Here is a 17534-nt window from a genome sequence, read left to right on the forward strand (position 1 = left end):
CTTATTCCTGTACGGTTGGTGAAGAGGAGGCCTCTTCTCGATAGCGGGCTAACTTGTTGTGCAGTGTCTTCAGGCTGATCCCCAGCATCTCCGCGGCCCGGGTCTTATTCTGGTTGGTCCGCTCCAGCGTTGTGAAAATCAGTGCCTTTTCGGCGGCATCGATCGTCGTCCCCGCGGGGATATTGAAGCCCGCAGCCGGCCCACGACGTGGGGTAGAAAAATGGGTCGGCAGGTCGGCTGAGGTGATTAAGGATTCCGGAGCCACGAGGACGGCGCGTTCCAGTACGTTCCGAAGCTCACGGACATTGCCGGGCCAATCGTGCTCGGTCAAGAGGGCGAGCGCCCCGGCATCCACGCTCCGGACCGCTTTATCGTATTTGTCGTTGAACTCCTCAAGGAACGCTCGAATAAGGAGGGGGATATCTTCGGGCCGTTCTCTAAGAGGGGGAAGATAGATGTTGAACACATTTAGACGATAGTAGAGGTCCTCGCGAATAAGGCCGTCTTCGACCGCTTGAGCGGGATTCTTGTTCGTTGCGGCCACCACCCGGACATCCACGTGGATCTCTTTACTTCCACTGAGGCGGCGAAACGTTCCCTCCTGAAGGATCCTGAGAAACTTGGCCTGAGTCGCGACCTTCATCTCTGCGACCTCATCAAGAAAGATGGTCCCGCCGTCCGCCAGTTCAAAGCATCCCATCCTCCGTTCGGTCGCGCCGGTGAAGGCCCCTTTCTCGTGGCCGAATATCTCACTCTCCAGCAGCGTCTCCGGAATAGCCGCACAGTTGATCGGAACGAAGGGACCGTGCTTACGAGGAGAGAGATCGTGAATCGTCCGAGCCGCCAACTCTTTTCCGGTGCCGCTCCCCCCACAGATGAAGACCGGTGCCGTACTGGGTGCGGCCAGCTCCAGCAGCCGGTAGACCTCTTGCATGGCCGGCGTGTTGCCCACCAATCGGCTGAACCGGCCCAGATGACGGACCTGGTGGCGCAGCAGGCTGACCTCCTTCAAGACCGCCCCACGCTCGATGGCTTTCTCCACAAGGACGCGGAGCCGCCCCACGTCGACCGGTTTGGTGAGGTAGTCGTAGGCCCCTTCTTGCATCGCCTGGACTGCGGTCTCAATCGTTCCCTGTCCGGTCAGAATGATCAGCGAGGGGAGGGCTGTATCTGCCTTAAGCGTACGGAGGAGGGCGATTCCGTCCATCTTCGGCATGACGAGGTCGGCGATGATAAGGGACGGCTGGAGTTCGCTCGTCTTCTCCAGCGCCTCTTGACCGTCGGCTGCCACGGCGACCTCATACCCCCAGCCCGCGAGTAGCTCCTGTAGCCCCGTTCTGGAAGCAAGTTCATCCTCGGCAACTAAGATCTTTGCTTTTGTCATGGTGATCCTCACAGATGAAGTCTACGCCAATCTTATTTATATTTATCATAAGGGCTTTCTCGGATTTTGTGAAGTAGCCACTGCTCCCGTACTTGAAAACCCTCCTCGCCCTATGGTAATGTGCGAGACTGGATGCGTAGCCTGAGAACTCTCACAATCGGCAAGCTGTCAGCACGATTCCAGATCGGGCCATTGGTGATCTCCGCCATGATCCTGACCGGCTGCACGACCTTTTTCCCCGAGATTTCTCCTCCTGCCGGTATTCCAACCGAAGCGAAGCGGATCTCCTTTACGATGGTGGCGCGGGGCTATCGCTGTGAGCCCTCGGTGATAGCGGTAGACCGGGAGGGAAGATCGGCGCTGGTTGAGGTGACGATTCACAGCGAAGGCGCCAGACATATCTTCTCGATCCCCAACCTGGAGGTCAGGCGGTATATCGAGCCGGGGGAGGACACTACCGTCGAGTTCCTGGCGGAGCGCTCCGGCGTCTTTGCGTTCGGCTGTACCAGGTTTCCGTGGATCAGCCCGTTCGACCACAAGGGCAAGCTCGCCATCAAGTAGCATCAGATTGGGTGTGATAGAAGATGCGGCTCAGAGCATGTACCGAAAAGAGGGCGCGGGGCGGGAGCAGGTCGCCGATGACGCCGAGCAGCAGGTTCGCAAGCGGTTGACGCCGGCGCAGCAACCGCGCGACGGCATTGGCGGTGTGCGGTCGGCGGATGACAGCCTGTAGTGCGACGCCCAACCGTTCCCTGCCCTTCTGTGCCTGACGCTGCTGCCGATCACACTGCGCAAGGCGAGCCTCGGTGAGACCCTCATCGCCCTCGGCAAAGGCTGAGACGATGGCATGGGCTGCAAGCCGGGCGCTGTACAGCGCGTGACCGACCCCTTCGCCGGTAAAAGGATCGTAAAAGCCGGCCGCATCTCCAATCAATAACGTCCCGGCCATGGCGGTACGACGTGATCGAAATGCCAAAGGACCAAGACAACGAACCGACCCGCGTCGTCTCGTCCCGCGGAGCGCATTCAGCGCCTGGAGAAACGATTGCAGTGTTCGGTCGAACAACTCGTCACGTTGTCCCCTCCAGTCCTGGACAATCCTTTGGTCCATCACAAGGCTGACGTTGATCAGCCGTTCGCCGATCGGGTTGAGGATGCAATATGACCGATCGCCGACCGAGATCAGGCCGTGATCCTCTAGGGGCACGTTGCCACGTGCCCCTACCACCTCATAGTGGGCGACCAGCGCCATCCGATGGAGCGCAGGGTGGGGCTGATGCAGGTCGAGTCGTCGGGCCACCACCGAGTCCCGTCCATCCGCTCCTACAACGATCTGTCCATAGTATGTCTCCGGGCCGGCCGGTCCCATTCCCGTCACGCCGCGGACACGCCCGTTCTCCCAAGTCAGATCGGTGACACGGAATCCTTCGACGCACTTTACACCGAAGTCTCTGGCCCATCTCAGCAACAGACTGTCGAGCGTTGCCCGTGGTATGGCAAGCGCGAAGGGGCGATCCTTCGTGTTCTTCATGGAGGCGGGAAACCTGGCCGTGAACGTTGTGCCGTCCGGGGAGACGACCATCATTCCCCGCAGGCGTCTCGCGCCGGCCGAGCATACGAGGTCGAGCAGGTTGAGTTGATCCAGGACACTGACGGTTCCCGGACTCAGATAGTCGCCGCAGACCTTCTCGCGGGGAAAATGTGCCTTGTCGAGCAGTATCGTTTCAATCCTGTGCCGGGCCAGGAGACCGGCCAGGACGGAGCCGGCCGGACCGGCCCCGACGACGATGACCTGGATCTGCGCCATAATTTGTAACCACTGAGGTGTTTAGGCTGAAGGTTGAAGGTGATACATTATCTCGCAAGGCCCGAATCAAGCCATGTACGATCTTCTTGGTTCCTACTCCTAAGAGCCTTCGGTCTTCAGGCTATCTGTCTGAGTGGATACAAGGGCGATGCGGAACCACAGATGGTGACTCACGTGCGCATCGGTAAGACCGGCCTTAGCCGCCATCCGACGCAACTCCTCCGTTCTGAAGCCGCGAAGGACGGATATGGGGCCGTCGTGGCGCGTCAGGCGGTTGCCCGACAGCAGCCGTGTGGTGATCGCGGTCAGCAGGCAGGCGACGCGACTGCGCAGCAGGTCGCTCACCAGTAACCCGCGTCGCGCCACCCGCGCCATCTCCCGCAGTAGGACAATTCCTTGCGCCTCGTTTAAGTGGTGAAAGAACAGGGAGGAGATGACGTAGTCGAAACTGCGATCTGGGTACGGTAGGGGAGGCACATGCGCCCGTCGCAGTCGGATCTCCGGAAAGTCGGTCGACCATTCGGCCGCGGCCGCCAGTACCTGGTCGCCCTGGTCCACGGCTTCGAGAGCGACGGCCAGTTGACGCCTACTGGCCCATCGACAGATGGCTCGAGGAATATCGGCCCCACCCGTCGCGATGTCCAGGACGGTGATCGGATCGGGCGGATGCGTACCCATCATTCGACCGAGATGCGACAGGACGGTACGCACACCGCCGAAATATCGGTTCAGCCGTTGCAGGTCGCGCAGGTTCCCGCGGATCTCCTCATCGGTGTTGTCCAGGCGGTCCAGTAATTCTGCCGCCCCTTGCAAACGGGGGGGAGGCAGCAAGGTCGTTACCATCGCAACAGCGCCCCCTCTGCGCAGAAGCCCGGGCCAAGCGCCATCATGACACCGAGGTCTCCCGCGGATGTCTGTCCTGAGTTGATGACCTCGTTCAGCACGAACAGCACCGTAGCCGACGACATGTTTCCGAATCGTCGGAGCACCCGGCGGGAGAAGGCCAGGTCGGCATCACCAAGCTCCATCGTCCGTTGCGCCCGTTCGAGGACGCCACGGCCGGCCGAGTGCAGAACCCAGAAGCGGATATCCTCCTGTTTGAGGTGGTAGCGGTCGAGTATCGCCTGCGTCAGCCCCTTCATCATAGTGCCGCCGATCCCCCGGATCTCCTTGGACAACAGGATGCGCGGCCGTCCGTTCGGGTACGTAAACCCCATCAGATCAAGGTGCTCTGAGCGAACCAGGCTCATGTGGCCCATGATCTCAACCCCGCCCCCATCGGATGTCAGGACGGCCGCAGCGGCCCCATCCGCGAAGATGGCATTGGCCACCGCGGTCTCAAGCGAGTCGTCAAAGTAATAGGTTGAGGAACAGATCTCCACGGAGACGAGCAGTGCCCGATGGTCGGGAAAGGCCCGCAGATGGTTGTACGCCTGCTGCAGCGCGATCATCCCGCTGGCGCAGCCCATGTCGCCGACGTGCACGCGCTGGACCTGCTCCTTCATTTTAAATTCGCGAACGAACTGCGCATCCAGGTGGGGACAGAGGCGGCCCGTGCAGGTGGTGGTCACCACAAAGTCGATGTCCCGCCCGGAGCATCCCGCCTTGTCCAGGGCGCGTTGAATAGCCTGACAGCCGATCTCAACACTCCCCTTGCGGTACCGGGCGTTGAGTTCGTCGGTGGTCTCAGTGGGGCGAAAGGTCGCCGGGTCCAGGTAGAGATGACGGGATTCGATTCCGCTGTTGAGGAAGAAGCCTCGCCGTCGCCCATCGGTGTAAGGTGTGAAGGCCAGGAGTTCTTCTTGGGAAAAGGACGTGACGGGATTAGCGGTTTCAAGCGCGACGATCCTGGGGTTGGCCATGGGTACGCCTCCTATTTTTTCATTGTTGTCCCGTCGCAGGGAGCTGTCAAGCAATTATTCGGCTTTCGCCGTTACATGGATTGATCCCACAACGAAGGTGTGCCATAGTGAGGCGTATCAGTCAATCGGCTCGAACGGGACCGTGTTGGTTGATCTTATGACGGCGCGCGTACTTTGCGGAACTCAACTCACCGTGGAATCGGTTCAATGTTGACCACAAAGAATTATACAAAAGAGTTTCGATATTTTGAGGAAAAATACGACGAGAGCATGGAACGCATGTTTGCGGCGGTCAGCGATCTCTACGCCGAATATTGGAACGACTTTTTTCATTTTGCACTGTTCCAGGATGAACAGGAAAGTTGGGAATCCGCTTTCGCCAATACCCACAACAAATACCTGGAAGCGCTTCGGATACGCGACGCGCGTTCTGTGCTCGAACTGGCCTGCGGGAGAGGCAGTTTTACCAATCTCCTCGCCGAACATACGTCCGGCCAGGTGTTGGGAATTGATATTTCTCGCGCGCAACTGTCACACGCCGGTCGATTCAAGCGCCCGAACCTGCGTTTCAAGCACCACGACATCATGAAGGTTGACGAACTGGGACAGATGTTCGATGCGGTCGTGTGCATGGACGCCGAATGCTATTTGCCGGATAAAAGAGTTGCCGTAAAAAAAATCTCACGCGTGATGGAGCCGGGCGCTCGCCTTCTTCTGCTTGGATGGTGCAAACAGGGCGGGCTGAACCGTATTCAGGAGGAACTGGTCTTATATCCTTTTATGAAATACTGGGCCATCCCAAGTCTTGAAACGGCGGACAATTACAGGAAATATTTTGAGCAAGGCCATTTCAACATACTTGAGATGACCGATCTTAACGATCAGGTCAGGCGAAACTGGGAGTTTGGGTATGTGTCCGCGTTGCGGGGTATCAAGACACTCTCCCGCAAAGATTTTCGGCGCCTTATCTGGAAACGTTTGGCACTCGGGAGCGAGGGGATCAGGCTCATCAAAGAGCAGTTTCCGGCAGCCCTCTACATCAAGGTCGGCTATGATACAGGCTTTCTTCGCTATGTCTACTTCCTGGTAGAGAAGCAATAAAACTGCCCCTGCAGGAGCGAAGCCCCGACCGTCTGTCATGAACGTCCTGCTGCTCTCCATGCCCGATTCATTCGAGCACATGCCGGCAGTGGCCGTTCGGATGCCGAATGCCGTGCTCACGTCGCTCGCGCTTCCCTCGAGGCCAAGCTCGAGTTTGCCGGAGCGTATGTGGACTGGCCGTTCATCCGGCACCCGACCCCGTATCTGCGCACACCGATGACCCAGGGGTTTCGCCGGCAACGCCTGATCGTCAACGAGCGGCTCGAAGCGTACGACGGCACCATCGCCGTCGTGCAGAACAGCCATCTCTCTGCCGACGAAATCGAGTGTGTACGGTGGCAAGCGGACCGATGAGTGAAGCTTCGCCACCTGCCGGTCGCGCTCGCGTATCAGGTATTGCTAATATGGTGACGGCGGTCCCACTGCCCCTTCACTGCTCTGCTGTGCGGGCGCGGCCGAGACACCCTGCGACGAGTTCTCCGGCTGGGGTGTTGAAACCGGCGGCGTATACTGCGGGCAGGGGGCGTCAACCCACACGCCGTTCGGGTCGTAGTACCCGCACGGCGAGTACTGCTGGTACTGGTAAACCGGGGTATAGGCTGGGTAATACACCGGGTACGGATAGGCGACGGGATAGTAGGGGTAGGAGTAGAACGGGTAGAACGCGCCGACCCCTACACTAAAGAAGAAATGGTTGTGTCCATGGTGGTGAAGCCCATGGTCGAATGTGTGCCCGATACCTCCGTGGAGGCCACCATGAAACCCATGCCCAACACCACCACGGAACCCATGCGAAACGCCGCCACGGAACCCGTGCCCGATACCTCCGTGGGAGCCGCTTCGAAATCCGCCTCCAAACCCACCGCCGCGGGATCCGCCCCTACCCGCTTCAGCAGACGCAAGGTCAATCACCGTGAGACCCGTCCAAAGTATGGCGGCCGCCACACCGATCGGTCCCCATCTTCGTAACCATTGTCTTGCCATTTGCCTGCTCCCTTACTGTCGAACCTCTGCCCGAGAGGCTCTACAAATAGTCTTATCTTCTCGCAGGCGACTGTCAAGGAATTAATCCGGGAAAGGGGCTTCTCTCAGGACTCGCATATTTCACTTGACAAGGATGACCTCATATTTGAAGATCGCCGCGTATTTTTGAGGTGAGGCGCCTCGCGATCTCCCGCCGATAACACCAATACACGCTGATTCGATGATGCCACATACGGTGATCGATGTCTGCCATGCCTTGCGCACGTGTCCGTCAATGCGGGCGACAGTGAGGGTCGGCCGATGAACCCGGTTGAGAGACCCTTGAAACGCACCCCGCTGTTTGAGGTCCATCACCGACTCGGCGCCAAGATGGTGGCCTTTGGCGGCTGGGAGATGCCGGTGCAGTATGCCGGGATCCTGGAGGAGCACCGGGCGGTGAGGGAGCGCGCGGGCCTCTTCGATGTCTCACATATGGGGGAGATCGAGATCTCCGGTTCCGCCGCCCTGGAGGCGGTTCAGCGCCTGACGTCAAATGATGCGTCCCGTCTGTCCGTCGGGGAGATCCAATACTCCGCCCTCACCACCCCCCAGGGGACATTTGTGGACGACATGACCGTCTATAAGTTTGCCGATGATCGCTACTGGTTGACGGTTAACGCCGCCAATATCGAGAAGGACCTCGCCTGGATTCGCAAGCAGATCACATCCGCTGCGGTCAGGGATGCCAGCGATGACCTCGCGCTGTTGGCCATCCAGGGACCGCGGGCGCAGGAGATCCTGGAGAAGCTGACGCCTGTCGAGTTGGCAAGGCTCCCGTACTACCGCTTCGTTGAGGGGAAGATTGCGGGCATCGACTGCTGTATCTCCCGGACAGGGTATACCGGGGAGGACGGCTTTGAGATGTATATTCCCCCACAACACGCGGCGACCCTCTGGAATAGGCTTCTGGAGGTCGGGGCGCCGGCTGGCCTTCAACCGTGCGGACTTGGCGCCCGCGATACCTTGCGCCTCGAGGCCAAGATGGCCCTGTACGGTCAGGATATTGATGACCGGCACACGGTCCTGGAGGCGGATCTCGGCTGGATCGTGAAGCTGGACAAGGGGGAGTTTATCGGCCGTGAGGCGCTGGCGCGACAGAAGGCAGAGGGGATCAGCCGAAAACTGGTTGGGTTCGAGATGGTCGGTCGGGGGATTGCCAGACCCCACTATGCGATTGTCAAGGATGGCAGGTCGATCGGCGAGGTGACCAGCGGCGGCCCCGCACCCTCACTCGGGAAGAACATCGGACTGGGATACGTGGCGGTGCCGCACGCAGCTATCGGAACCGAGTTTGACATCGTGATTCGCGGCCAGCCTGTGACCGCAAGGGTTGTTCGGACCCCGTTCTATAAGCGGCAATGGCGTTCATAGTTCAGAGTTCAACGTTCAGTGTTTCGGATTACATTCCGTTCGTGGTGAGCTTGTCGAACCATGAACGGAAATGGCCGACATGCTTCACCCTTCGACAGGCTCAGGGTGAACGGCAAATGCAAAGAAGCGTTAGACTTACTACATTAGCTGTCAAATGGGAGCTGTGAACCGTATAGGGAGGTGCGATGATCCCAGAGGGGCTGTATTATACGAAGGCGCATGAATGGATCAAGGTCGAGGGGGATCGTGGACGGATCGGGATTACCCACTTTGCTCAGAGTCAGCTCGGCGACATCGTGTTTGCCGAGTTGCCGCCGGTGGGGCGGGTCCTGCGCCAGATGGAGGCGTTCGGCGTCGTCGAGTCGGTCAAGGCGGTCTCCGATCTGTACTGCCCGTTGACCGGTGAGGTGATCGAGGTCAACGGCACGCTTGAGTCGCATCCTGAACAGATCAACACCGACCCGTACGGCGAGGGGTGGATGATTGTGGCCAGGATCGCCGATCCGAACGAACTGGGCAGTCTGATGAGCGCTGAGGCGTATAAGACCTATCTGGCGGCGGAGGATCATTGAGATGCAGTACATCCCGAATACGGAGGCCGATTGCCGCGCCATGTTGGACGCCATCGGCGTCCGGTCGAGCGACGAGCTGTTCGCCGACATTCCCTCGAAGCTCAGGCTGAAACGGGGACTGAACCTGGCGCCGCCGCTGTCTGAGGCCGGATTACGACGGCATATGAAGGAGTTGGCCGGCAGGAATGCGGACGTGGAGCAATACGCCTCGTTCCTGGGGGCCGGCGCCTATCATCACTTCATCCCTGCCGCCGTCTCACACCTGGTGTTCAGAGCCGAGTTCTACACCGCGTATACGCCGTACCAGCCGGAGCTGTCCCAGGGGACGCTGCAGGCGATCTACGAGTACCAGACGCTGGTCTGCCAGCTCACCGGTATGGACGTGGCGAACGCCTCGATGTATGACGGCTCCAGCGCCCTGGCAGAGGCGATCCTGATGGCCTACAGGATCAACGGACGACCGGAGGTTGTGCTTCCCGTGGCCGTCCATCCCGAGTACCGGATGGTATGCCGCACCTATGTAAGTAACCTCGGCCTGCAGTTGCACGAGGTTCCTTACACGAGTCGCGGAACGACCGACCTGAAACGGGTGAAGGCGGCGCTGTCGGACCGTACCTGCGCCGTTGTCGTCCAGAGCCCGAACTTTTTCGGCGTCCTGGAATCGTTGGATGAGCTGGCCGAGGCCGCTCACCGCGCCGGGGCACTCCTGATCGTGGCTGTGGCCGAGCCGGTGTCGTTCGGTATTGTCCGATCCCCCGGCGAGTACGGGACGGATATCGTGGTGGGTGAGGGCCAGGGGTTCGGGAACCACCTGAACTTCGGCGGACCCTACCTTGGTATGTTTGCCTCCAGAGAGGCCTATCTGCGTAACATGCCGGGTCGCCTGGTCGGCCAGACGACGGATACAGCCGGTCGACCGGGCTACGTGCTGACGCTGGCCACCAGAGAGCAGCATATCAGACGGGAGCGGGCGACATCCAACATCTGCACGAACGAGGGGCTCTGCGCCCTGGCTGCGACGGTTCAGTTGGCCCTGTTGGGGCGATCCGGACTGAGGGAGCTGGCCCTGCTGAACCTGCGCAAGGCGGCGTATGCCAAAAAGGCGATCTCCACGCTCCGCACCTGTGAGCTTCGCTTTACAGGTGCGACCTTCAATGAGTTCGTCGTGCGGGTCAAAAAAGGAACCCCCGCTCAGGTGAATCGCGCGCTGCTCGCCAAGGGTATCATCGGGGGCCTGGAGTTGGGTCGATTCTATCCGGAGCTTTCGGATTGTCTGCTCCTCTGCGTGACGGAACAGAACAGCCGAGAGGTGATCGACGCGCTGTGCAAGATGATGGGGAGTGGGCGATGACGGATGAAGCGCAGGGTGGAGGGTGTAGGGTGGAGGGTGTACAGGTCCAGGAGGAGGGGGTCGGTGTGCGGGGACTCGTCTTTGACGAGCCGCTGCTGTTTGATCAAGGGTCTGCCGGCCGAACGGGTTGCACGCTTCCGGAGTGTGATGTCCCGGAGCTGAAACCGGAGCGGTTGCTGCCCAGAAAGCTGCTCCGGCACGATATCCCCGGTTTTCCGGAGCTGTCGGAGGTCGAGGTGGTCCGGCACTTCACCCGGTTGTCGCAGCATAACTACGGGGTTGATCTCGGGTTCTATCCGCTCGGCTCGTGTACGATGAAATATAATCCGAAGATCAATGAGGAGGTCTGGCAACTGCCAGGCTTCAGTCAGGTCCACCCGTATCAGCCGGAGAGCCTGATTCAAGGCACTCTGGAGCTGATGTATGAACTGGAGGCGCTTCTGGCCGAGATCAGCGGGATGGACCGGGTGTCGCTTCAGCCGGCCGCCGGCGCCCAGGGCGAGATCTTGGGCATGATGCTGATCCGAGCGTACCTGGCGTCGAAAGGAAACCCACGGAAGCGGGTCCTGGTCCCCGACTCCTCCCACGGGACCAACCCGGCCAGCGCCGCGATCTGTGGCTATCAGTGTGTCCAGATCAAGTCCGGTCCGAGGGGCAGGATCGAGTCGCAGACGGTGGCCGATGCGATGGACGAAAATGTCGCCGCCATCATGATCACCAACCCCAATACCCTCGGGTTGTTTGAAGACCAGATTGCCGACATCGCGAAGATCGTCCATGCCAGGGGGGGGCAGGTCTATTGCGACGGGGCCAACCTGAATGCCATCGTCGGCATTTCGAGACCGGGCGACACGGGGGTAGATGTCCTGCACTTCAACATGCACAAGACATTTGCGGTCCCGCACGGAGGCGGCGGTCCTGGCGCGGGACCGGTGGGTCTCAAGGCGCATCTTGCGCCTTTCATGCCGGTTCCGGTCATTGAGAAGAGGGGGAAGCGATTCGTTCTCAATGAGGACCTGCCGTCGAGTATCGGCAGGGTGCGGGCCTTCTACGGCAATTTTGCGGCGCTGGTGCGGGCCTACGCCTACATCCGTTCGCTGGGCCCATCGGGACTGCGCCGGGTGGCCGAGGTGGCTGTCCTCAATGCCAACTACATCATGCATCAGCTCAAGGATACCTACCATCTGCCCTACGATAAGTTCTGCAAGCACGAGTGCGTCTTTTCCGACGCGCATCAACTTCCGCACGGTATCCAGACCCTGGATATTGCCAAGCGGCTGATGGATTACGGCTTCCATCCGCCGACCATCTACTTCCCCCTTATCATCAGGGGCGCCATGATGATCGAGCCGACCGAGACCGAAAGCAAGGAGACCCTCGATCAGTTCATCGCCGCCATGCAGCGGATCGCCCGAGAGGCCAAGGACGATCCGGATCTGGTCCGGTCCGCTCCCCATAAGACGAAGGTCTCACGCCTCGACGAGGTCAAAGCCGCCCGGCAGCCGAATCTGCGTTGGAAAGGGAAATCATCCGCAAGCGGGTAGGGGCGCCGCTTGCTGCGCCCCGTGCGGGGTATGGGGCCTATGGGTCCGCGAGGAGGACGGTGAGTGACTCCGCTTAATCTCGCCGTACGTCCCTGTACGGCTCAAATCGGCGCTGGCAGGCTGCACTGTCCGTGCTTCGCCTGCCAGCGACGACGCGTCGCCACCCGCCGTCCACCCCGCGGAATCCCTCTGTTGCCCCCCTTCATGAAGGGGGGCAACAGAGGGATTTGCGGTGTAACATGGAAGGAGTGAAGGCGATGCGGCGGGCGTTGACCATTGCGGGCTCCGATTCCGGCGGGGGCGCAGGGATCCAGGCCGATCTGAAAACCTTCGCAGCGCTGGGGGTCTTCGGGACGTCGGCCGTCACCTCCGTGACGGCCCAGAACACGGTCGGGGTGCAGGGGGTGTACGATCTGCCGCCGCAGTTCATCGGCCGCCAGATCGACTCGATTCTGGAAGATATCGCCATCGACGCAGCCAAGACCGGGATGCTGTCGAACGCCGCGATTGTTGAAATGGTCGCAGCGAAGGTCAAGGCGTATGCGATTGAGCGCCTGGTGGTCGACCCGGTCATGGTGGCCAAGGGTGGGGCAGCGCTGTTGCAACCTGATGCCGTAGAGGCACTCATCAAGCATCTGCTGCCGCTCGCCCTCGTCGTCACGCCGAACGTGCCGGAGACCGAGACCCTCTGGGGTGGGAGGATCGAGGGGTTGAATGAGATGCACGAGGCGGCGCGGCGGATCCACAGTTTCGGTCCACAGTATGTCGTCGTGAAGGGTGGGCACCTCGGTATCCGCGCGATCGATCTTGTGTACGACGGCAGCAGTTTCACCCTGCTTGATGCCGAGCGAATCGATACGCCGCACACCCACGGGACCGGGTGCGTCTTCTCCGCGGCCATCACTGCTGAGCTGGCCAAGGGGCGTCCGGTTCCGGAAGCGATTGCAACCGCTAAGCGGTTCGTTACTGCCGCCATCCGCCACGGGTTTCCGCTTGGCAAGGGATTCGGTCCGACCGATCCGATAGCGGCTGCGAAAGGCCTCGCATCGCCCTGATGCGCGTCCGAACCCTTCATCCCTGGACCGTCACGCCGCAAGAGGCGATGGCAATCCAGCTTACGCTACGCTCCCAACTTCGTCTGTACGGGTCCGGACCGTTCGCGACGGTTGCTGGGATCGATGTGGCCTATGACAAGCGTTCGAAGCTGATGTTTGCCGGCATCGTCGTCATGAACGGTGATGGTCGTGAAGAGCTGGATTGTGCGACAGCGACAGCGACCGCAGAGTTTCCGTACATTCCCGGTCTGCTCTCGTTTCGGGAGATCCCGACGGTGGTCAAGGCCTGGAAACAGCTCAGGACAAGGCCGGACTGCCTGATCTGCGATGGTCACGGCCTCGCCCATCCCCGCCGCTTCGGACTTGCCTGCCATCTGGGGCTTTTGCTGGAGCGTCCCTCAATCGGATGTGCCAAGAGCCGTTTGGTGGGGACCTACCAGGAACCGCGGAAACGACGCGGGAGTATGGCGCCGCTGATGGATCAGGACGAGCAGATCGGCGTGGTCCTTCGGACGAAGGATGGTGTGACGCCGGTCTTTGTTTCACAGGGCGATCGAATCAGTCTGGATGCCGCCGTCCAGACGATACTCGCCACCTGCTGTGGCTATCGACTCCCAGAGCCTCAGCGGCGCGCCCATCTGCTGGTGACGAAGATGCGGCTAGCCGCCCAAGCTTAGGTAGATAGACTGAAGGCTGAAGGAGCAGTGGGCCTCTTACTAAAAGACTTCAGTTTAAACTCCTAACCGCTGAAAGCTTGTTTCTGGGAACATTCGAGCGTAAAGGAGGAGATCATATGGAGTTGGGACTGCGTGGGAAGGTCGTAATAGTCACCGGCGGAAGCCGGGGGATCGGCAAGGCGATTGCGATGGGGTTTGCCGAGGAGGGGTGCCGGCTCAGCCTCTGTGGTCGCAGTCAGGCAACGCTGGACGACGTCGCAGACGTCATCAAGCCCTCGGGGGTGGAACTCCTGACGGTCCGCGCCGATCTCACCGAATCGCACGGGGCCGAGCAGTTGGTGCAGGCGACGCTGGATCGGTATGGCCGGATCGATGTGTTGGTGAACAACGTCGGCGGGTCGCGTCGCGGGGAGTTGGAGGCCCTCTCGGAGCAGGATTGGCGTGACATGTACGACCTGAACTTCTTTTCGACGCTCCGGACGGCTCGATTGGCGGTACCGGTCATGAAGCGACAAGGGGGAGGACGGATCATCAACATCGCCTCGATCTGGGGGCGGGAGGCGGGCGGGGCGATGACCTATAACGCATCTAAGGCGGCGGTGATCAGCCTCTCCAAGGCGTTGGCCAGGGAGCTGGCCCCCCACAATATCCTGGTCAATAGTGTCGCGCCGGGCTCGACGCTCTTTCCGGGTGGCTCGTGGGACCGGCGGCAACGTGAGAATCCGGAGCAGATCGCCGAGTTTGTCAAGAATGAATTGCCGCTGGGCCGATTCGGTCGTCCCGAGGAGGTCGCTGCTGTCGTCGTCTTCCTGGCATCCCAAAAGGCCAGCCTGGTGACCGGCGCGTGCGTCACCGTCGACGGCTGTCAGTCGCGCTCGCTCATCTGACCGCTCGCGCCCAAATGTGCGCGAGTGTACCAGTTGGCAGGCAAGGATTTACGGGAGTAACTCAAACGCCTTACAGTGGCGTGGACGTATGAGTGAAAAATCACGCCGGTCGGTCGTCAGAATGCGCGAGATTCTCAGACGCTCGGCCGTCGCTACGACGGATGCGTCAACAAAGCCGATTCGCGCAGCCGCATAGCGAGTAAGGAGTTCGAGGGTGCGTCGAAGGTCTTGGAGTGTAAGCTGTTCCAACGCCATCTCTCCGTTGATGAGGGACTGAACCAGCTTCCGCTCGGCCTCTGGTCCAAGGTGAGTGGTGAGTAGATAGGCAGCTTCCGGCAGTACGGCGACCGGGACGATAAGCTCACCATCTGAATGCTTGATAAAGCCGACAACACGAGCATGCCAGTCGTCATCCTGATCGGCCATCGCATAAAGGGGGCCAGTATCAACGAGGATCGACGGCATCAGCGGCCGAACCCCTTACCGAGCAGTTCCTCAGCGCGCTCGGCGACATCCTTTCGTCCGCTTCGACCAATTGCTATCAATGAGAGACTGGAACGCCTGGGTCGTCGCCGCGAGACGTAGCCTTCGAGTGCGGTGCGGATGATTTCCGACAAGGTGACGTGCTCACGCTGTGCAATCTCGCGTAACTTTCTCAGTACGTCTTCGTCCGCAAAAATCGTTGTTCGTTTCATGTTGCCTCCTTGTTGTCACGCATACGTATGCTAGCATATCATCGTGAATGAATTCAACTGTGCGTGGAAATACCCTTCGACGAGTTCGGTCGTCTTACAACCGACTAACCTGAGCCGCACCGATCTCAGCACCACAATGATCGATGCCTTCTTGGTGAACCGACGAGGCGCGTAGGTCAGCAACTCGTTTTGAGAGCGTCAGATGCGGTTCGAGCGGTTTCGCTACCGAAAGGCTGAATAGGCTGACGTAGTTGCGCGTTTGCCGTAGTCTCGATTCGTGCAAATTCCTTGTTAACTGCCGGAAAAGATTATAGAGTTGGTGCCAGCTTCCAGGACGGCTGGTCGGGCTAGGCTGATCAGCTTACCTAATGGTTAGGCCGCACTATCGACATATATCGGAAGGACGCATATGAACAGCAAGCTGGTTACAGGATATGAGGGCGTCAGCCAATCTGAACCGGACATTGCCGGCGGAACCATCAAGATCGGGTTCATCGGGAAGGGGCATCCAATAAGCATCTTCACGTGGATCGGTGGTCGAACCGCCAAGTTGGACATTTGGGACAATCAGGGCAAGCTGCGGCAATGTGCAGGGGACACAGAGGAGGTGCATCTCTTTCCGGACACGGAAAGTCTTAGCAAACTCGAAAACTGTACAGTCGGCTACATACATAACCACGGCGGTGTGCTGACGACTGGCGTACATAGCGACCGGGTAGATATTCGCGTTGCTGGCTTAGGGTTTCCCAAAGACGAGCACACAGGCCCCAGCGTCATCCTGTATGTCGGTTGCCAGACAGGGAAGGAAAAGTACGCAGCAGGTTTCGGCATCTTGCCTCAAAGCAGAACCAAGGTGTTTGTTGGTTTCAACTTTGATGCCACCATGGCCGGGTTCGGATCTGATTCCTTCCAGGAGGCCTTTTTTGAGGCTTTTGGTTCAGGATGTACTGTCGATGAGGCCTGCAGACGTGGATACGATGTCATCAAGAAGAAGGAGAGTCCCGTACCCTTCAAAGAGATGATCTCCATCATTGGGAACTCCCAGTTGACCCTCCGCCAAGTGCGTGACAGTCTCGATAAGCGGGATATTTTTCACAAGAAGCAGCGGGAGGCTGACGGCAAGCATCTTTGCGGCGCCGCATGCAAGGACTTCAAGAATTATGGCTTCTGCGATCGCCCCGTGAGGGGAGCAGGACAGATGTGCTGGCAGCATTAGAGCGCCTAATAGCCGGGACTCCTGGGACACGATACCGAATTCCGATCTGGTAACAAAGCGGGTTTCGGGTAAGAGGCTGCATTATAGGCTGGACCGCTGGCGTGCTTCGTGGTGCTGAGTCGGTGGGACACTGAAATCGCGTGCCATCAGGCGGATTGGCATTACGATTTCAGGAGTCTGGTGAATTCAGCGTCGGTGAGATTGGCTTGTCGGAGCATTCGATGGAACAGGGCGGTCGGGATGTCTCGACCATGCTGATGGCTTACCCGCACCTGAAGAATCGTTCCATCCGCGAGAACCTTCTGCCAGGTTTCGTGTTTCTTCGTTCGAACTAACAGAAATCCGGCCGCGTGTAGGACCCTTCGAAAATCAGCATAGGTAGGTGGCATCCGTCAGGTGAAGAGGGTCTTGACGTTTTCCTTCGATCCCATGGCATGGATCGCCTGAATAAAGGGAGCATGGACCGCTCGATTGGGGCTTTTGCTGAATAGTTCATACTCTTCCATATATTGTTCCGCATAATCGATCGCCATCTCGATGAGATCCTCGAAAGCGGCCTCAGGCGTATCCCCTTCTGCGGCCAGATCAAGTTCCGGACAGACAATGACGTACTTGCCATCAGAAGGCTCAACAATAGCCGTCAAGGCAGTGGCGCGCTCTTTGAGGATAATGGCCATCGGTCTTCCTCCCTCCCTCTTTTCTCGTTTGTATCAGAAAAGGAGAAGGAAAACAAGCGGGCGAAAGAAAGGGAGCCAGTCTATGCTTGGCTCATGTTTCCTTTTAGACGATCCCTGTCTCGAACGTTTGTCATTCCGGGCTTGACCCGGAATCCAGTGCCTTTCGGGATTCACGCTTTCACAAAAATGACGGCTATTGTTGCAGTTGATGGCGCTACGTATAACAGCAACCTTTGGGGCCACACCGATCTCAGCGCGACGATGATCGATGCCTTCCGGTGAACCGACTAGGCGCGGGCGTCTGCAGCTCGT

General features: G+C 59.3%; 20 protein-coding genes. 11 read left to right on the top strand and 9 right to left on the bottom strand.

Annotation, left to right across the window (positions count from 1 at the left end; translation table 11 throughout):
* Nucleotide 1 precedes the first annotated feature (1 nt).
* A complete protein-coding gene (locus C3F12_07565; protein ID PWB45922.1) occupies nt 2–1384 on the bottom strand; it encodes a transcriptional regulator in 1383 nt (460 codons plus the stop codon).
* Nucleotides 1385–1516: 132 nt separating this feature from the next.
* Between C3F12_07565 and C3F12_07570 the strand changes: the two genes are divergently transcribed.
* Nucleotides 1517–1945 (top strand): hypothetical protein, encoded by a 429-nt coding sequence (locus C3F12_07570; GenBank protein ID PWB45923.1) that lies wholly within the window; start codon nt 1517–1519, stop codon nt 1943–1945.
* Here the strand turns inward: C3F12_07570 and C3F12_07575 are convergent.
* From C3F12_07575 to C3F12_07585, 3 genes are all read right to left on the bottom strand, one after another.
* Nucleotides 1938–3191, bottom strand: a complete 1254-nt coding sequence (locus C3F12_07575) for a hypothetical protein (protein PWB45924.1) — start codon at nt 3189–3191, stop codon at nt 1938–1940. The genes C3F12_07570 and C3F12_07575 overlap by 8 nt on opposite strands.
* Nucleotides 3192–3290: 99 nt before the next feature.
* On the bottom strand, nt 3291–4034 hold the full coding sequence (locus tag C3F12_07580) for a hypothetical protein (protein ID PWB45925.1): 744 nt from the start codon (nt 4032–4034) through the stop codon (nt 3291–3293).
* Complete coding sequence (locus C3F12_07585) at nt 4028–5053, bottom strand: hypothetical protein (GenBank protein PWB45926.1); 1026 nt, start codon at nt 5051–5053, stop codon at nt 4028–4030. The genes C3F12_07580 and C3F12_07585 overlap by 7 nt, the downstream gene beginning before the upstream one ends.
* A 207-nt stretch (nt 5054–5260) precedes the next feature.
* On the opposite strand from C3F12_07585, the gene C3F12_07590 reads away from it, so the two are divergent.
* On the top strand, nt 5261–6154 hold the full coding sequence (locus tag C3F12_07590; GenBank protein ID PWB45927.1) for a hypothetical protein: 894 nt from the start codon (nt 5261–5263) through the stop codon (nt 6152–6154).
* A gap of 168 nt (nt 6155–6322) precedes the next feature.
* The gene (locus C3F12_07595; protein ID PWB45928.1) at nt 6323–6508 is read left to right on the top strand and encodes a hypothetical protein; all 186 of its coding nucleotides are present in this window, start codon (nt 6323–6325) and stop codon (nt 6506–6508) included.
* A 45-nt stretch (nt 6509–6553) separates the two neighbouring features.
* Here the strand turns inward: C3F12_07595 and C3F12_07600 are convergent, their stop codons facing one another.
* The gene (locus C3F12_07600) at nt 6554–7099 is read right to left on the bottom strand and encodes a hypothetical protein (GenBank protein ID PWB45929.1); all 546 of its coding nucleotides are present in this window, start codon (nt 7097–7099) and stop codon (nt 6554–6556) included.
* A gap of 339 nt (nt 7100–7438) precedes the next feature.
* Between C3F12_07600 and gcvT the strand changes: the two genes are divergently transcribed.
* The 7 genes from gcvT (at nt 7439) to C3F12_07635 (ending at nt 14634) form a co-directional block, all read left to right on the top strand.
* Nucleotides 7439–8548 carry a glycine cleavage system protein T gene (gene gcvT / locus C3F12_07605; protein ID PWB46394.1) on the top strand — a complete coding sequence of 370 codons (1110 nt, stop codon included), beginning with the start codon at nt 7439–7441 and terminating at the stop codon, nt 8546–8548.
* Nucleotides 8549–8733: 185 nt separating this feature from the next.
* A complete protein-coding gene (gene gcvH, locus C3F12_07610) occupies nt 8734–9120 on the top strand; it encodes a glycine cleavage system protein H (protein ID PWB45930.1) in 387 nt (128 codons plus the stop codon).
* Nucleotide 9121: 1 nt separating this feature from the next.
* Entirely contained in the window at nt 9122–10471 is a 1350-nt protein-coding gene (locus tag C3F12_07615; protein ID PWB45931.1) for an aminomethyl-transferring glycine dehydrogenase, read from the top strand.
* Nucleotides 10468–12015, top strand: coding sequence for a glycine dehydrogenase (aminomethyl-transferring) (locus C3F12_07620; GenBank protein ID PWB45932.1), 1548 nt, complete (start codon nt 10468–10470; stop codon nt 12013–12015). Before C3F12_07615 ends, C3F12_07620 begins: the two co-directional genes overlap by 4 nt.
* Nucleotides 12016–12272: 257 nt before the next feature.
* The gene (gene thiD / locus C3F12_07625; protein ID PWB45933.1) at nt 12273–13070 is read left to right on the top strand and encodes a bifunctional hydroxymethylpyrimidine kinase/phosphomethylpyrimidine kinase; all 798 of its coding nucleotides are present in this window, start codon (nt 12273–12275) and stop codon (nt 13068–13070) included.
* The gene (locus C3F12_07630) at nt 13070–13747 is read left to right on the top strand and encodes an endonuclease V (GenBank protein PWB45934.1); all 678 of its coding nucleotides are present in this window, start codon (nt 13070–13072) and stop codon (nt 13745–13747) included. Before thiD ends, C3F12_07630 begins: the two co-directional genes overlap by 1 nt.
* A 116-nt stretch (nt 13748–13863) precedes the next feature.
* Complete coding sequence (locus C3F12_07635) at nt 13864–14634, top strand: short-chain dehydrogenase (protein ID PWB45935.1); 771 nt, start codon at nt 13864–13866, stop codon at nt 14632–14634.
* Nucleotides 14635–14682: 48 nt separating this feature from the next.
* On the opposite strand, the gene C3F12_07640 is transcribed toward C3F12_07635, so the two are convergent.
* The gene (locus C3F12_07640) at nt 14683–15099 is read right to left on the bottom strand and encodes a VapC toxin family PIN domain ribonuclease (protein ID PWB45936.1); all 417 of its coding nucleotides are present in this window, start codon (nt 15097–15099) and stop codon (nt 14683–14685) included.
* Nucleotides 15099–15329, bottom strand: coding sequence for a hypothetical protein (locus C3F12_07645; protein PWB45937.1), 231 nt, complete (start codon nt 15327–15329; stop codon nt 15099–15101). The genes C3F12_07640 and C3F12_07645 overlap by 1 nt, the downstream gene beginning before the upstream one ends.
* Nucleotides 15330–15738: 409 nt before the next feature.
* Here C3F12_07645 and C3F12_07650 point away from each other — a divergent pair, with 409 nt between their 5' ends.
* Nucleotides 15739–16545 carry a hypothetical protein gene (locus tag C3F12_07650; GenBank protein ID PWB45938.1) on the top strand — a complete coding sequence of 269 codons (807 nt, stop codon included), beginning with the start codon at nt 15739–15741 and terminating at the stop codon, nt 16543–16545.
* Nucleotides 16546–16706: 161 nt separating this feature from the next.
* On the opposite strand, the gene C3F12_07655 is transcribed toward C3F12_07650, so the two are convergent.
* Entirely contained in the window at nt 16707–16934 is a 228-nt protein-coding gene (locus C3F12_07655) for a hypothetical protein (protein PWB45939.1), read from the bottom strand.
* A gap of 3 nt (nt 16935–16937) precedes the next feature.
* Complete coding sequence (locus C3F12_07660; GenBank protein PWB45940.1) at nt 16938–17222, bottom strand: hypothetical protein; 285 nt, start codon at nt 17220–17222, stop codon at nt 16938–16940.
* Nucleotides 17223–17534 lie beyond the last annotated feature (312 nt).

It is taken from the genome of Candidatus Methylomirabilota bacterium (assembly GCA_003104975.1).
GTDB lineage: Bacteria > Methylomirabilota > Methylomirabilia > Methylomirabilales > Methylomirabilaceae > Methylomirabilis.

Excerpts from the sequence above, each read along its gene's own strand:
- C3F12_07565 (PWB45922.1), bottom strand. The coding sequence starts at position 1,384 with ATGACAAAAGCAAAGATCTTAGTTGCCGAGGATGAACTTGCTTCCAGA.
- C3F12_07570 (PWB45923.1), top strand. The coding sequence starts at position 1,517 with ATGCGTAGCCTGAGAACTCTCACAATCGGCAAGCTGTCAGCACGATTC.
- C3F12_07575 (PWB45924.1), bottom strand. The coding sequence starts at position 3,191 with ATGGCGCAGATCCAGGTCATCGTCGTCGGGGCCGGTCCGGCCGGCTCC.
- C3F12_07580 (PWB45925.1), bottom strand. The coding sequence starts at position 4,034 with ATGGTAACGACCTTGCTGCCTCCCCCCCGTTTGCAAGGGGCGGCAGAA.
- C3F12_07585 (PWB45926.1), bottom strand. The coding sequence starts at position 5,053 with ATGGCCAACCCCAGGATCGTCGCGCTTGAAACCGCTAATCCCGTCACG.
- C3F12_07590 (PWB45927.1), top strand. The coding sequence starts at position 5,261 with ATGTTGACCACAAAGAATTATACAAAAGAGTTTCGATATTTTGAGGAA.
- gcvT (PWB46394.1), top strand. The coding sequence starts at position 7,439 with ATGAACCCGGTTGAGAGACCCTTGAAACGCACCCCGCTGTTTGAGGTC.
- gcvH (PWB45930.1), top strand. The coding sequence starts at position 8,734 with ATGATCCCAGAGGGGCTGTATTATACGAAGGCGCATGAATGGATCAAG.
- C3F12_07615 (PWB45931.1), top strand. The coding sequence starts at position 9,122 with ATGCAGTACATCCCGAATACGGAGGCCGATTGCCGCGCCATGTTGGAC.
- C3F12_07620 (PWB45932.1), top strand. The coding sequence starts at position 10,468 with ATGACGGATGAAGCGCAGGGTGGAGGGTGTAGGGTGGAGGGTGTACAG.
- thiD (PWB45933.1), top strand. The coding sequence starts at position 12,273 with ATGCGGCGGGCGTTGACCATTGCGGGCTCCGATTCCGGCGGGGGCGCA.
- C3F12_07630 (PWB45934.1), top strand. The coding sequence starts at position 13,070 with ATGCGCGTCCGAACCCTTCATCCCTGGACCGTCACGCCGCAAGAGGCG.
- C3F12_07635 (PWB45935.1), top strand. The coding sequence starts at position 13,864 with ATGGAGTTGGGACTGCGTGGGAAGGTCGTAATAGTCACCGGCGGAAGC.
- C3F12_07640 (PWB45936.1), bottom strand. The coding sequence starts at position 15,099 with ATGCCGTCGATCCTCGTTGATACTGGCCCCCTTTATGCGATGGCCGAT.
- C3F12_07645 (PWB45937.1), bottom strand. The coding sequence starts at position 15,329 with ATGAAACGAACAACGATTTTTGCGGACGAAGACGTACTGAGAAAGTTA.
- C3F12_07650 (PWB45938.1), top strand. The coding sequence starts at position 15,739 with ATGAACAGCAAGCTGGTTACAGGATATGAGGGCGTCAGCCAATCTGAA.
- C3F12_07655 (PWB45939.1), bottom strand. The coding sequence starts at position 16,934 with ATGCCACCTACCTATGCTGATTTTCGAAGGGTCCTACACGCGGCCGGA.
- C3F12_07660 (PWB45940.1), bottom strand. The coding sequence starts at position 17,222 with ATGGCCATTATCCTCAAAGAGCGCGCCACTGCCTTGACGGCTATTGTT.